The following is a 16,877-nucleotide window of genomic DNA, read 5'->3' as shown; positions in this document are numbered from 1 at the left end:
TTCGATGAGCATGAACGACGATGATCGGATTCTCGATGTCTGACCACTCTCAGGTAGCTCACCCGGCTGTATCGGGCGGTGGCCATCTGGACGCAGCGCTCCCGGCGACGGCCGCTCAGCGTGAAGTGTGGGTTGCTCAGAACGTCGATCCGAACAGCCCGGTCTACAACATCGGACTGGTTGTCGAGGTCGACGGCACGATCGACGTCGAGCGCGCGGCAGCGGCGATCAAGGCCACCGTCGGCCGCGTCGAAGCGCTGTTCGTGCACTTTCAGGTGGATCCCGACAACCGGCTGATTCAGGTGCCGATTCCGGAGGCGCACTGGGACGTGGAAGTACTCGACCTTCGGGGCGAGTCGGATCCCGATTCGGCTGCGCAATTGTGGATGGACACCGACATGGCTCGGGTCTTCGGTCCGGACGATCTGCTTTTCCGCCAGGTACTTCTGCTGACCGCCGACGATCGAGTCATCTGGTACCAGCGCTATCACCACAGTGTGGTCGACGGGTACGGCATCTCGCTCATCGTCGCCGACGTCGCCGAACGATACGACGATCCGAATCTCGAGACTGCCGCACCGCTGTGGACACTCGGTGCGGTGGTTGCAGCCGATCTGGAATATCGAAACTCTCCACGGTTCTTGCTCGACCGTCAGTACTGGGTGGAGCGAGTTGAAGCAGGACCGGAAGCGACGCGCATTCTGCATGGGCAGGTGGACGATTCGCTGCCGCCGATCTCGGCGATGCTCACGCTCGATGCCGATCGCGCAGCGCAGCTCTATCGCTATGCGGCCGACGCCGGGATTCGACGAACTCGCCTGCCCATGGCCGCGCTGATCGCATACATTGCGCGCACCACCGGACAGCACGACGTCGTCGTCTCGGTGCCGATGGCAGCTCGGGTGGGCCGCGACATGCGTCGCACCCCCTCGATGGCGTCGACGATTCTGCCGCTGAGTATTCGAGTCGAGCGCTCGGAAACCATCGGCCAGTTGGCAACTCGTCTCGACACCGCCCTGATCTCGATTCTCAAGCACGGGCGGTACCGGGGCGAGGATCTCGCTCGCGACATTCGGGCGATCGATCCCGACCGTCAGGTCTTCGGCCCCGGCATCAACTCGATGATGTTCGAGCACACTCTCACCTTCGGCGGTTGCCCGGTGCGCGTGCGTAATTCGGTAACCGGGCGGGTCGGCGACCTTGATCTGAGTGTGCGCGGCGGACAGGACGGGGAACCGATCGAAATCGACGTCCGCGCACCGTTCGGATTCGACCGCGAACTGGCTGATCACACCGCCAGAATCGAACAGTTCCTCGATCGGTTCGTAGCCGAGCCGCAGCTTCCGATCTCGGCACTCGACCCCATGGCGCCGGCCGAGCGAGAACTCGTGCTCCACGGGTGGAACGACACAGCAGAGCCGCAGCCCGTCACGACGGTGCCGGATTTGTTGCGTAGCAGCTTCTCCGCCGATCGGGACGCCGTCGCCGTGGTCGACGGCGACGTCCGGCTGACCTACGGCGAACTCGAATCTCGGGTATCGCAGCTCGCCGCACACTTGATCTCTCGCGGTGCTGCATCCGAAACCGTTGTGGCAATCGGGCTTCCGAGATCCGCCGAGATGGTGGTGGGGTTGTTGGCCGCCATGTGCGCCGGTAGCGCTTTCGTGCCGCTGGATCCGTCGTGGCCCGCAGAGCGCCGCGAATCAGTGCTCGCCGATGCCGGTGCCACACAGGTGCTCACCTCCGACGGCGCTGACGACTCCGTTCCGGTCGATCTCTCCGCGTGGGCGTACGAGGACGGCCCTTGGCGCCTGTCCGAGGTCATGACCCCCGACGTCCGTATTCACGGTGCCCAACTGGCGTATGTCATCTTCACGTCCGGTTCGACCGGTCGTCCGAAGGGCGCCATGATCCGCCACGAGGCAATCTGTGCAAGATTGCTGTGGCAGCGGGAGCGGATTCTCGGGTTCGGGTCCGGCGATGCCTCTCTGTTCAAAGCTCCACTCTCGTTCGATATCTCGATCAACGAGATCCTGCTCCCGCTCGTATCCGGCGGTCGATTGGTGATCGCGAAGCCCGAGGGGGAGCGCGACCCGCAATACCTGCTCGACCTGATCGCCGGAGAATCGGTCACCTTCGTCTACCTGGTTTCGTCGATGCTCGACATCCTTCTGGACCTGGCGAACGGGACTGATCAGCTCGATTCGTTGAAGCACGTGTGGTGCGGCGGTGAAGTTCTCACGCCTGAACTCTTCGATCGGTTCCGCGCCCAACTGTCCACGACGCTGTATCACGGCTACGGGCCGGCGGAAGCGACTATCGGTGTCTCCCATGTGATCTACCGCGAGGACGCGGAACGAATCGCCACATCCATCGGGCGCCCGAACCCCAACACTCGCCTGTACGTATTGGACGGCGACCTGCAACCGGTTCCGGTCGGCACCGGCGGCGAACTCTACGCGGCGGGCTTCCTGCTGGGGCGCGGATACGTGGGTGCGTCGGCATTGACCGCGTCTCGTTTTGTCGCGGATCCCTTTGTTTCCGGTGATCTGGCCGGATCCCGGATGTATCGCACCGGTGACTTGGCCCGATGGACCGCGGACGGCACCCTCGACTTCCTCGGACGCACGGACAATCAGGTGAAGATCCGTGGCATGCGTCTCGAACTCGAGGATGTCGAAGCCGCCGTGATCTCGCACCCCCAAGTGCGTCACGTGGCAGTTCTGGTGCGTCAAGCACCCACAGGCGCAAAGTATCTCGCCGCCTACGTGAGTGCAGCGTCGGGGGCTAACCTCGCAATCGACTCACGGGACATTCGCGAGTGGGCGGCGAGCAAGCTGCCCGACTACATGGTCCCGACCACCGTGACTGTCCTCGACGAGTTTCCGCTCACGGCCAACGGCAAACTCGACCGCCGCGCACTTCCCGAGCCCGATCTCGCCGAACTGAGTGCGCATGTCGCCGCGAGAAACGAAGTAGAACAACAATTCTGCACGTTGATCGCGTCGGCAGTCGGACTCGAGTCAGTCGGCGTGACCGACGACTTCTTTGCACTGGGCGGCGACAGCATCGTCGCGATCTCGCTCGTGACCGCGGCTCGTGCGGCCGGTTTGTCGATCAGTCCACGCGAGGTGTTCCAACTGCGCACCGCAGAGGCCCTGGCGCGTGCCCAGTCCGGCCGAACGGCTGAGATCGTCGACCACAGGGACCAGCCGATCGGCCACGTAGCCACGACGCCGATTGCCGCCAGGGTTCTCGGAGTGTCGGATGCACTGCGAACCTTCCACCAGCGTGCGCTGATTCAGACCCCGTCAGCCTTGACATCCGAGCATGTCCAGGCGGCGCTCGACGCCCTGGTGGCGCGCCACGATGCACTTCGTGCGACGTTGACGTCCGAAGGAACGCTGCTTGTTCCGGAGGCAAACGAAGCGGCTGTGGTCTTCGAGACCTGTGCACTGCCGGCACCTCTCGAAGAATGCGGACCGTTGATCCTCGCCGAGACCGAGCGAGCCGTCGGTCGTCTGAATCCGGCCGCCGGCACGATGGTCAGTGCTGTTCTGTTCCGCACCGTGACCGGTCCAGGACGACTGTTGCTGGTCGTCCACCACGCAGTGGTTGACGGAGTCTCCTGGCGCATCATTCTCGAGGACCTCGCGCGCGCCGGCATCGCAGCGATGAATGGCGACGAACCCGAACTTGCTCCGGTCGGCACGTCGGTGAGGAGATACGCCGAACTCGTTACAGAAGCGGTTGGAGCAGGGCGACTGGACACCGAGATCGAATTCTGGGACTCGGTGACGGCCGCACAACAGTCGCGTCTCGGGCGTCGGGCACTCGACCCGGCGATCGACATCGCGCGCACCGCTTCGGCGCGGTCGATCACCTTACCTCCAGAATTTGCAGATCAGCTGTTGGGCAGTGTCCCAAGGGCGTTCGGGGCCGATGTGAGCGAAGTGCTGGTCACCGCACTTGCCGTGGCGCTGACCCGTTGGAGCGGGGCCGGATCGGTGACGATCGACCTGGAGGGGCACGGACGCGACGAAGACATCGTTCGCGGCGACGGCGCTGCGCACGTGGACCTGACACGAACTGTCGGTTGGTTCACCACGGTGTTCCCGGTTGCGCTCGAGATCGGCACAGCCGCTCCGGATCTCGACGCGACTGACGATCTGGCGGGGGTTCTCAAGAGCGTCAAGGAGCAACTTCGACGGGTTCCGAACGCAGGCTTCGGGTACGGAGCATTGCGACACCTCGGCGGCTCGGATCAGTTGCGTAGTTTTGCAGCGCCCGAGGTGGTGCTCAACTATCTGGGACGCACGGCCGCGGCGAAAGGGGCCTGGTTCCCGGTGTCGATGGACGGCGCTGCCGATCCGTCCATGCCGTTGGGACACGCGTTGTCTGTCGACGTCGTAGCCGAGGACGCCGCCGGTGGACCACGCCTGCGAGCCACTCTGACCTGGGCGTCGAACATCTTCCTGCGTAGCGACATCGACAGGTTTGCGCGGCTGTGGCTGGACTCGCTCAAGGCCGTGTCCGGGCTCGCAGCCTTCGGCGGAGCCACACCCTCGGACTACCCTCTGGTGGCGCTCGCTCAGGCAGATGTGGACGAGTTGCCGAAGGCTGAAGAGATTCTCCCACTCACTCCGCTGCAGGAAGGGATCTACTTCCATTCGGCGTTTGCCGATCCGGGGACGGATCAGTATGTCGTGCAACAGGTTGTGGAGCTGACCGGCACCGTGGACAGTGCGGCGCTGCGCCGTGCGCTGCAATCCGTCGTCGATCGGCATGAGGCGCTGCGCACCGGATTCTCGGTCCTGGGTGACGGCCGTGTGGTGCAGGTGGTGCACCCGAGCGCTGTCGTGGAGATGGCGGTAGTCGAGGTTGCCGGCGCCGACGTCGATGAACTGCTCTCCGCCGACCGTGCGCGTGGGTTCGACCTCGCGCAACCGCCACTCGTCCGCTACACACTTGTCCGTGCAACTTCGGAGAAATATCTTCTGCTGCAGTCGATTCACCACGCGGTTGCAGATGGATGGTCGGTCCCGGTGATGCTGCGGGAACTGATGGCGTCGTACAGCGTCGGCGATTCCCACGTCGTGTTCCCGGCGCCGGCGGCGTACCGCAGCTATCTCGAATGGCTGGCCGGTCACGATCACGAGGCTTCGGCAGCAGTGTGGAAGAAGGCACTGAACTCTCCCGGTCCCGCCGTCGAACTGCCCGCCCCGAGTGCCGGCAGCAGCGGAATCCGCGCAACTCGGGTCGAACTGACCGGCAGTGACACTCGCGCACTGACGACCAACGGACGCTCACACGGACTCACGCTGAGCACACTGGTGCATGGCGCCTGGGGATTGGTGCTCGGCCGAATGGCCGGCCGAACGGACGTGCTGTTCGGCTCGACCGTATCGGGGCGCGGCGGCGACCTACCCGGTATCGAGACCATGGTGGGCTTGTTCATCAACACTGTGCCGGCCCGACTGCGCTTCGACCCGGCGGAGCCTGCCTCGCAAGCACTTTCTCGCTGGCAGGAAGAACAATCGGAACTCCTCGACCATCAGTACGTGGGGCTGCCCGAACTGCGACGGACCGGCGGACTGGAGCAGAACTTCGAAACACTGGTCGTATTCGAGAACTATCCCCTCGGTAACACGGCAATCGCTGATCCGACGGATTCGGTGCGACTGACGGGAATTCGATTCGACGAGCGACCGGCCTACCCACTGACGCTGATCGTCGTCCCCGGCGATCGGTTGGCGTTGGAGCTGAAGTACGACGCCGCTCAGGTGGACGGCAACGCCGCGCAGGCGCTGGCCGAAGCTCTCGCAGTGGTGCTCACAGAGCTTTCCCGCGATCTCGAACAGGTGATCGGCCGGATCGCGCTGGCACCCGTCCAGCCAGGGAGCGTCGGCACGGTCTTGGACCAGCCGCGTGCAACGCTGACCGAGCTGCTGCGGGATCAAGCTGAGCGCGCGCCCGAAGCCACCGCTGTGATCTTCCGCGACGAGGTGTTTACCTACGCCGAACTTCACTCTCGCGCTGATCGTTTTGCGCACCTGCTGCGCGAACGGGGCGTCGGACGCGAATCGTTGGTGGCCGTTGCCTTGCCGCGCTCGATCGAGCTGATGGTCGCGATACTCGGCATCGGCAAGGCCGGGGGAGCGTACGTTCCCCTCGACACCGGCTACCCAGCGGAGCGGCTGACCTACATGCTGGGTGACGCCGATCCGGTGTGCGTCGTGGTGTCGGAGGATTCTTCACTCGATTCGGGTTCGGTTCCGCGGGTGACGGTATCGGAGTCCGCGCAGTTCCCCGCCGATCCGCTGAGTGTTCCGGGATCGCCCCCGGATGCCGCGTACATGATCTACACCTCGGGTTCGACCGGTCGCCCCAAAGGTGTTGTGGTCACCCACGAGGGGGCGGTCAACCGATTGCTCTGGGCGCAGCAGATACGTCCGATGGACACCTCTGACCGGATGCTGCAGAAGACCCCGTCGAGTTTCGACGTCTCCGTCCCCGAATTCTTCTGGCCGTTCCTGGTGGGGGCAACCCTGGTGATGGCCGAGCCGGACGGGCACAAGGACCCGGGCTATCTGGCCGACGTCATAGTCGAACAGTCCGTGACCCGAGTGCACTTTGTTCCGTCGATGCTCGAAGTGTTTCTCGCGGAGCCGAAAGCGGCACTGTGCACGTCCCTCGAAATCGTCAACTGCAGCGGTGAGGCACTGCCCGTTCACGTTGCACGCAAGGTCGCGGACATCCTGCCGAATGCTCTGGTGGACAACCTGTACGGCCCCACCGAAGCTGCCGTCGACGTCAGTTGGCAGCCGTCGGTGCAGGACACTCCGGCCGACGCCGTCAGCGTCCCGATCGGCGCACCCGCCGCCAACACAGGACTGTTCGTTCTCGATCCGTATCTTCAGAACGTTCCGGCCGGTGCCACCGGTGAGCTGTATCTGGCAGGGCCACAACTGGCGCGTGGCTACCACGGACGTGGGGGATTGACCTCCGAGAGATTTGTGGCGAACCCGTACGGACATGCAGGCTCGCGGATGTACCGGACCGGTGACATCGTGCGTTGGAATGCCGACGAAGTTCTCGAGTACCTCGGCCGCGTCGACGAGCAGGTGAAGGTTCGTGGATTCCGCATCGAACTCGGTGAAATCGAAGCTCAGTTGGCGCTGTGCCCCGGAGTCGCGGCAAGTGCCGTGATCGTCCGCTCCGACGGTCCGAGTAACCGCGCACAGGTGGTTGCCTACCTGGTCGGAGACGTTGACGAAGCTGCGGTGCGAGGGCAGTTGTTGTCGGTGCTTCCGGAGTTCATGGTGCCCAGCGCCTTCGTGCGGCTGGAGTCACTGCCACTGAGTCCGAGCGGCAAGCTCGACCGGAGGGCACTGCCTGCACCGGATTTCGCGGCACAGGTGGGCGAAACGGTGGGAGGTATCTCTTCGGGTGTTGCAGACCTCCTCGCCGGGCATTTCGCGACGGTTCTCGGACTGCCCCGCGTCGGGGTGCGCGACGACTTCTTCACGCTGGGCGGCGACAGTATTCTGGCGATCCGACTGGTCAACCTGGCTCGTCGGGATTCGGTAGTACTGACCCCGCGTCAGATCTTCGAATTGCGTACTCCCGCTGCGATCGCCGCAGCAGTGGGTGATGTTGTCACCTCGGCAACTACTGTCACGACCGACATCGGCGTGGGTGATCTGGTTCCGCTGCCGGTGGTCCACCGCTTGTCCGAATGGACGGGCAATACCGATCGCTTCAATCAGTCAGTTCTGATCCATTCTCCGGCAACATCTCTCGAATCGATCACCGGCGCGTTGCAGGCCGTACTCGATCACCACGACGGGCTTCGGCAAACCTTGATCCGACACGACCGCGGAATGTGGTCGGCGCGGGTGCAGGAACCCGGCAGCGTCCGGGCAGCGGACATCGTCGAACGAGTCGACGCGCGGGGACTGGGCGACGCCGAGCTGCGAACACGCGTCACTGAGCACTCCGAAACAGCGACCAGTCGATTGGATCCGTCTGCTGGGCGGATGATCTCGGTGGTCTGGTTCGATTGTGGTGCCGAGAATCTCGGGCGGCTCGCCATAGTTGCGCATCACCTGGTCGTGGACGGCGTGTCCTGGGGAACCCTGCTCGAGGACTTGGCGATGGCCTGGGTGGCGGTCGAGGCCGGAGAGCCCGCCGCACTCGATGGTGTCGGAACTTCGCTGCGCACCTTCTCCCGCACGGTGGCCGAACACGCCCACTCGGCTCATCGATTTGCCGAACTCGATCACTGGCTGACGGTGACCGCTCCGGGCGCGCATCTGATTCCCGGTGTCGAGGGCTATGCCGTTGTATCCGGAGGCTCGAGACGCACGGTCACGGTGGACGGAGCAATCTCCGAGGCGGCACTTGGATCGGTTGCGGCACTGGTGGGTGCGGAGGGAACGGACGTTCTGCTGGCAGCACTGACGATGTCCGTCGATCACTGGCGTCGTTCCACCGGTCGTAGCGAGCGTGAACTTCTGGTCGATCTCGAAAGGCACGGCCGCGAGGAATTGGTACCGGGAACCGATCTGTCGCGAACAGTCGGCTGGTTCACCACCATCGCGCCCACGCGACTGCACGCCGGGACCGACCCGGTAGCCACACTGCGCGAGGTGAAGGAGAGCCTGCGCAGTGCACCGGACGGCGGTATCGGCTACGGAATGTTGCGGTACGTGAACGCCCGCACGGCACCGACATTGGCGGGGCGATCCGAATCTCAGATCCTGTTCAACTACCTCGGACGTTCGGCGGCTGCTGGATCGACCGCATGGTCCCTGGCAGCCGAATCCGAAGCCATGTCCACCGATCCCGACGCGGACATGGGAGGGCCGTACCGGCTGATCGTCAATGTCGTCAGTGTGGATTCGGAGCTTCGCGCCGACTTCGCCTGGGCAAGTGAAGATTTGTCCGAGGAGGACGCGCGGGCACTGTCCGACGGCTGGGTTTCGGCGCTCGGTGATCTGTCGGTCGCGGCTGCGGAGCACGACGGGCCTCCCATCCTGACTCCGTCCGATGTGGGGTTGCTCGACCTGAGTCAGGCCGAGATCGACGCGATAGCCGACGCGAGCCCGACAGGTGTCAGCAGCATCCTCCCGCTCTCACCCTTGCAGGAAGGCCTGTACTTCCAGGCCGGATACTCAGACAGCGGTGACAGTGCTGGCGGGGACATTTACACGGCACAGTTCTCGATGGACTTCGGACACACGCTCGATGTAGACAGGTTGGCTGCGGCCGCCCGGACACTTCAACGACGAAATCCCACCCTGCGTGCGGGATTCGTGAGCGAAGGTCTGAACGAGCCGGTGCAGTTCTTCAGCGTGGGACTCGACGTTCCGGTTGCCGTCCACGATCTCCGTGAACTGGACGACTCGACTGCGCGTGAGCGCGCCGACGGCATTGCTGCCCAAGACAGAGTGACTCCATTCGACCTGACCGCGCCGCCGCTGTGGCGTATGAGCGTGCTGCATCTTCCTGGGGGACACGATCGCCTGGTGATCAACAGGCAGTTCCTGCTGTGGGACGGCTGGTCCAACGGCCTTGTCGTCAGCCAGCTTCTGGCGCTTTACGACACCGGCGGCGACGACAGCACCTTCGGCGAACCCGAGGGGTCGTTCGAGACCTACCTCGCCTGGTTGGCCGGCCGCGACGGAGCTGCCGCCGACGAGGCGTGGCGCGGAGCGCTGGCGGGACTCGAAGAGCCGACGCTTGTTGCCGAGCCGGCGCCGGGCGCCGAACGTCAGCTTCCGGATCGCCGTGATGTGGTTCTGTCGGAATCGCTTTCGCGTGCATTGCGTGAGCGCGCTGCCGCGTCCGGCGTCACGTTCAACACGGTACTGAACGCAGCGCTGGCACTGGTGCTGGCGTCGGCCACCGGTCGACAGGACGTCGTCTTCGGCTCCACCGTTGCCGGAAGGCCTCCCGAGGTGCCGGGAATCGACACCGTGGTGGGAATGTTCCTCAACACGGTTCCCGTTCGGCTGCAATTGAATCCGAACGAGAGCGTCGAGGAATTTCTTCGCCGCACGCAGGCGGATCGTCTCTCGCTGATGCCGTACGACTACCTCGGCTTGGCATCGATCCAACGTGTCTCCGAGCATCGTCAGTTGTTCGACGTGCTGATAGTCCTGCAGAACTTCGTGGACGAGAAGCAAGTAGACGCTCTCAATGCCGCCCACGACGTCAGTGGCAGCGACAGCATCGATCACACGCACTATCCGCTGACCGTCGTGGTCACACCGGGCGCCACCGTCAACGTCAAGTTCGAGTTCCATCCGCATCTGGTGACCGCGCGTCGAGCCGAGGACCTACTGGGTCACTTCGTCGAACTGTTGCAGAGTTGGTCGCAGGACATGACAGGTTCGGTCGTTGCGACACCGGTTCCCGCAGTGGTGCAACAGACGCAGAGCCGAGAGTTGCCGGAGCGCACCATTGCCGACCTGTTCGAAGAGGCGGCGTCGGCGCAACCGAACGACACTGCACTCGTGTTCGGGAAGCGCCGGATGACCTACGCCGATCTCGACGGCGAGATCAACCGGATGGCGCGGTTGCTGATTAACTGCGGTGCCGGCCCGGAAAAGATCGTGGCTCTCGGTCTACCACGGTCGGTGGACATGGTCGTCGCCCTCTTCGCCGTATTGCGGACCGGTGCCGCCTACCTGCCCCTCGAACTCGACCACCCCGCCGAGCGGTTGGCCGTGATGATCGACGACGCGCATCCTGTCGTGTTGCTGACGACCGTTGCCGCCGCATCGAAGTTCGAAGGAGCGGACGTCCGCACTATCGTGATCGACGAGCCGGACACAGCGGCAAGGAGACTGACGATCTCGGCGCGGGCGCTCTCCGCGTCGGAACTCGGAGCATTCGCCCCGGGGACACCGCATCGACTCGACCACCCCGCGTACGTCATCTACACCTCCGGTTCGACCGGCAAGCCCAAGGGCGTGGTCACCGGTTACCGCGGCCTGACGAACATGCAGTTCAACCACCGCGAGGCGATCTTCGAACCGGTGATCGCCGCGGCGGGCCGACGCCTGCGGATCGCGCACACCGTGTCCTTCGCCTTCGACATGTCGTGGGAGGAACTGCTGTGGCTCGTGGAAGGCCACGAGGTGCACATCTGCGACGAGGATCTGCGTCGTGACGCCGAGGCGTTGGTTGCGTACTGCGACGCACAGGACATCGACGTCGTCAACGTGACGCCGACCTACGCGACGCACCTGATCGAGAGCGGACTTCTCGACGACGGTGTGGGACAACACCGCCCGCCGCTTGTCCTGCTCGGGGGTGAAGCCGTTCCGGATTCGGTGTGGAACAAGCTGCGCGACACCGAAGGAACCGTAGGTTACAACCTCTACGGACCGACGGAATACACGATCAACACCCTCGGCGGCGGAACGTCCGACAGCGACACCCCGACCGTCGGCAAGCCGATCTGGAACACGACTGCGCACATTCTCGACGGCTGGCTGCGTCCGGTTCCCGACGGAGTTGCCGGCGAACTGTACATTGCCGGAGCCGGTTTGGCTCGCGGCTACCTCGGACGCTTCGCGCTGACGTGCGAGCGTTTCGTCGCCGATCCTGCCGGGACCGGAGAACGCATGTACCGCACGGGCGATCTGGTGCGTCGACGCGGTGACGGAAACCTGGACTTCCTCGGCCGCACCGACGACCAGGTGAAGATCCGAGGTCATCGGATCGAGCCGAGCGAAATCGTCTCCGTTCTCGAATCCGACGAACACGTGCGTCAAGCAGCGGTGGTGGTCGACGTCGGGGCAGGTGGAGTCAAGAGGCTCGTCGGTTACGTGACACCGGTGCGCCTGGGCGTCGCGCACGATTACCGTGCGCGAGCACGAGTTCTCCTACCCGACTACATGGTTCCGGCTGTGGTGATCGAAGTGGAGGCACTACCGATGACCGTCAACGGAAAGCTCGACGTCAAGGCGCTGCCCACGGCCGATTCAGTGCTGGGGGAGCGGAGTGGGATGGCGATCGCGCCCCGGAACCACACGGAAGAGGTCCTGTGCGAACTCTTCTCGGACGTGCTGGACGTGGAGGGTATCGGTGTCGACGACAACTTCTTCGACCTCGGTGGGCACTCGCTTCTGGCCACCAAACTGATCAGTCGCACGCGGATCGCCATTCCCAACAGTCTGACCATGCGTGATCTCTTCGAAGCGCCGACTGTCGCGGAACTCGCGGAACGTATTGTGGCCGAGCAGGGATCGACGCGGCCGGTACTGGTGGCGAAGCCTCGACCGGATCACCTTCCTCTTTCTGCAGCTCAACAGCGATTGTGGCTGATCGGACAGATGGAGGAGAGCTCCGCGGCCTACAACTTCCCGATCGTGCTCCGCCTGGACGGTGCTCTGGACGCGGATGTGTTCGCGGCGGCGCTGGATGACGTCGTGGAACGACACGAATCGTTGCGCACGGTGTTCCGGTTGGTGGACGGAACACCGGAACAGATCATTCTCCAATCGGCGACGGTTCCGGTCGAGACAGTTCATATCGAGACAGTTCCTTCAGCGGAATCCGACGTCGCCGGCGAAGTTGCAGTGGCAGTGGGTCGTCCGTTCGACCTGTCGAACGAGATTCCGATCCGCGCACGTCTGATCTGGGCGGACGACGCCGTAGTGGTCGTGATCGTCCTGCATCACATCACTACCGACGAATGGTCCGATCGCCCCTTCCTTCGGGATCTGATGTCTGCCTACTCCTCTCGTATTCAGGGCGAAGAACCAGCTTTCGAACCGCTTCCCGTTCAGTACGCGGATTACACCCTGTGGCAACGGGAATTGCTGGGCAGCGCCGACGATCCGTCGAGCGTCCTGAGTGCGCAGTTGGACTTCTGGGCGAAAAGTTTGGACGGAGCCCCGGAAGAACTGCTGCTCCCCACCGACCGGAGCCGACCGGCAAGACCGAGTTTCTCCGGTGGTGCAGTGGTGACACGGTTAGGCGTAGACACCACTGCTGCACTGCGAGATCTGGCGCGCGAGAGCCAGAGTTCGATGTTCATGGTCCTGCACGCGGCGTCGGCGGCGTTGCTGACCGCGCTCGGTGCTGGTGAAGACCTTCCGCTCGGGGCTCCCGTGGCCGGGCGCAGTGAACAGGGGCTCGACGAACTCGTCGGCTTCTTCGTCAATACCATTGTGCTTCGCACGGATACGTCGGGTAACCCGACGTTCCGGCAGTTGGTGGATCGCGTTCGCGAGGGAGATCTCGAGGCCTTCGCCAACGCCGACGTTCCGTTCGAAACTGTGGTGGAGCGTCTCAATCCGTCGCGTACTTTGGCCCGCAACCCGCTGTTCCAGGTCATGGTCGGCTATCACAGTCGCGAGGAAATGGGCGGGGATCCGTTCGAACTCGAGGAATACACGGCCAAGTTCGATCTGGTGTTCAATTTCACCGAGTATCTCGGCGACGAAGGCTGCATCGATATCCGGCTCGAATACGGCAGCGACCTCTTCGATCGCGAGACCGCACAGCGAATTTCGAATCGATTGGAATCGGTGATCGCGGCAGTCGTGGAATCGGCCGACATCGAGATCGGTGAGATCGACATCTTCTTGCCAGGCGAACTCGAACAGGTTGTCACCTCGTTCAACGACACCGCCGTCGACGTGCCGGAAGAGACGTTCTACGACGCTTTTGCGCGTGGGGTCGTTGCTACACCCGAGGCGATCGCCGTGCGCGACGAGGCGGGGCAAGTCACCTACCGCGAGCTTTCCGAGCAGTGTGATCGGATAGCCGGTCTGCTGTATCGGCACGGAGTGTCGGTCGAAGACGTGGTGGGACTTGCCGTCCCGCGCTCGGTGGAGATGGTCGCGTCGGTCCTCGCCGTGCTCAAGCTGGGGGCAGCGTATCTTCCCCTGGACTTGAGTCACCCGAGCGAGCGCATCACGTACATGCTCACCGATTCCCGCGCCTCGATACTGCTGTCCACCTCCGAGGAGAGTTCTCGAATCGACGATGTGGTCGGTGTCGAGCGAATCCTCCTGGACGATCCGTTGATCCGGAGGGAACTGGACGAGGCAGTGATCGTCGAGACCCCCAGGCCACCAGTCGGCGTCAGCCACGCGGCGTACGTCATCTACACCTCGGGATCGACCGGCAAGCCGAAGGGAGCTGTCCTCTCCCATGACGGTATCCCGAGCCTTGTTGCCACAGCCGAGGTTCGGATGCGACTGGTACCGGGTTCGGTGGTGATGCAGTTCGCTTCGGTCGGCTTCGACGTCGCGGTATTCGAGTTGGCCATGGCTCTGTGCACGAGCAGCACCCTGGTGATCGTGCCGCAGAACGCCCGCGTTGCCGGTCCGGCGCTCACGGATTTCATGACGAGCAATCGCGTGACCCACGCAATCATCCCTCCCTCGTTGCTGGCCGCCCTGCCGGCAGGATGCGAAGTACCGCAGGGTTGCACGGTGTTGGTAGGAACCGAGACGGTGCCGCCGGAGCTGATCGGGCGATGGGCGGAACGGCTGAATTTGCTTGCCGCGTACGGCCTCACCGAAGCCACGGTGAACAACACACTGTGGCAGGCGGAGCCCGGTTGGAACGGTGCTGTGCCCATCGGAATCCCCGATCCCAACGAACAGGCGTATGTGCTCGACGATCAACTGCGTCCGGTTCCGCCGGGGGTATCCGGCGAACTGTACATCGCAGGCCGCGGCTTGGCCCGAGGGTACCTGGGCCGATTCGATCTGACGGCACAGAGATTCATCGCAGATCCCTTCGGCGCGGGCGATCGTATGTACCGCACCGGGGACCGCGCACGGTGGCGCTCGGACGGGAACATCGACTTCCTCGGCCGCGTGGACGATCAGGTCAAGATCCGCGGTTTCCGAATCGAATTGGGTGAAATCATCGGAGCACTCAGTGCCCATCCATCGGTGAAGCAGGCGACGGTCGTCGCGGATCGACAGGGCGAAATCACGCGCCTGGTCGGGTACGTGTCACCGGAACCCGGTGTTGTCGTCGATACGACGGCAGTGCGGAACCTCGCGGCAGTGTCGTTGCCCGACTACATGGTTCCGACCTTGGTTGTCGCCCTTGACGGTCCGCTGCCGCTGACGCCCAACGGAAAGCTCGACCGTAAGGCGCTGCCTGCCCCGGACTGGTCGGAGCTGGCGGGAGATGTTGCTCCTCGCACGGCGGTGGAGTCCACGGTCGCGGCTGCCTTCGCGGAGATACTGCAACTCCGGAGCGTCGGAGTCCACGACAGTTTCTTCGAACTCGGTGGGCATTCGATGGCATCGATGAAACTGGTCGGTCGCATTCGCGAAGCGTTCGGCGTGGACGTCAGTATTCGAGACGTTTTCGACGCGCCGAGTGTTGCGGAGTTGGCCGCCGTCGTTGCGCGTTCGGAAGGTGGGCGTCCGATCCTGGCGCCGGCGGTGAAACGTCCGGAGACGATGGGTCTGTCTGCGCCGCAACGTCGTCAGTGGGAGTTGTTCCGCGCGGCCGGCGAGCACGCGCAAGCAAGCCACGCTCTGGCACTGACCCTGAAATCGAAGATCGATCCGGAGATTCTCGGCCACGCCTTGGACGATGTGACGTCGCGGCACGAACCACTGCGGACAACCTTCGTCGAGGTCGACGGCATCGTCGTGGCAAGAGAATCGGTGCGACCGACTGTCGATGTGGTCGATGTCGGCGCCGGCGATGTGGGTCGAGTGGTGTTCGAACTGGCTCAACTTCCGATGGATCTGCGTGAGCAATCGCCGTTGCGGGTTCATCTGGTGCTCGGTGAAGACGGCTCTCGGACACTGCTTCTCGTCATGCACTACATCGCCGTCGACGAGTGGTCCGTTGTGCCCTTGCTGGGAGATCTGGTCTCGGCCTATGCGGCCAGGTCGCAGGGAGATCAACCGATCTGGGACGAGTTGGCGTTGACGTACGCCGACTACACCGTGTGGTCCGACGAGCTGTTGGGAGACCCCTCGGATGGCACCAGTCGTGCGTCGAAGCAACTTGCGTACTGGCAGGATGCGCTCGACGGAATACCGACCAGTGTGAATCTTCCGTTGCCGGAAGGTGACTCGGAGCAGCGAGGTGACGTGGTCGCTGTCGACATCGACGCGGATCTGCACGCCAGAATCGACGCCCTGGCTGCGCGCACCGGCACGAGTATGTTCATGGTCCTGCAGGCCGCACTTGCCAGCGTTCTCACGAAGGCCGGCGCGGGTACCGATCTTCCTATCGGTTCATTGGTTGCGGGCAGGTCGGATCCCCGTCTCGAACCGATGATCGGATCGTTCTTCAATGTTGTTCTCCTGCGCACGGATACGTCCGGTAGTCCGACGTTTGCAGAGTTGCTGGCTCGCATCCGGGAAAACAATCTGGAAGCGCTGAGCAATCAGGACGTCTCATATGTGTATGTCGAGCAGGCACTGGGTAATCCGGCGACCATGAGACCTCAGGTGATGGTGATCCATCACCAACAGGCCGATTTGGACGGGCTCGGCGACTTCGGTTCTCTCGTACCGATTCCGGTGGGAGTGCCCGATGCCGATGTGGCGTTGAGTTTTTACGAGCCGGTCGGCGAAGGGCCTGTTTTTGCAACTCTCGGGTTCCGTGCCGACCGCGTCGATGCGGGCGCGGTCCGTGAATGGGCAGGTCAGCTGGTCGACGTGATCGAGGCTGCGGCGCTCGTCGAAGGCGATGACGTGAGCGAGGGGGCGAAACTATGACATACGTCGCATCGCTCCGCGGGGTCGACCGCTATACGGGGGCTCGCAGTGTTGATACCCTCACCTCATTAAGGGTAGCCTTTGCTACTTACTTCGGGACATCGATTGGCGGCCGTACCAGGTCGTCCCGTCGGGGATGGACTACCTGTA

Annotated in this window: 1 protein-coding gene; it reads left to right on the top strand. The window is 63.6% G+C overall.

What is annotated here, in order from left to right:
* The first annotated feature begins 35 nt into the window (after positions 1-35).
* Positions 36-16,727, top strand: coding sequence for an amino acid adenylation domain-containing protein (locus tag ACWF6P_RS15715; RefSeq protein WP_452621597.1), 16,692 nt, complete (start codon positions 36-38; stop codon positions 16,725-16,727).
* Positions 16,728-16,877 lie beyond the last annotated feature (150 nt).

The sequence above is a fragment of the Rhodococcus sp. NPDC055024 genome (assembly GCF_053608585.1).
Note: the sequence above shows the minus strand (reverse complement) of the source record. Positions and strands in the feature narration are given on the sequence as shown.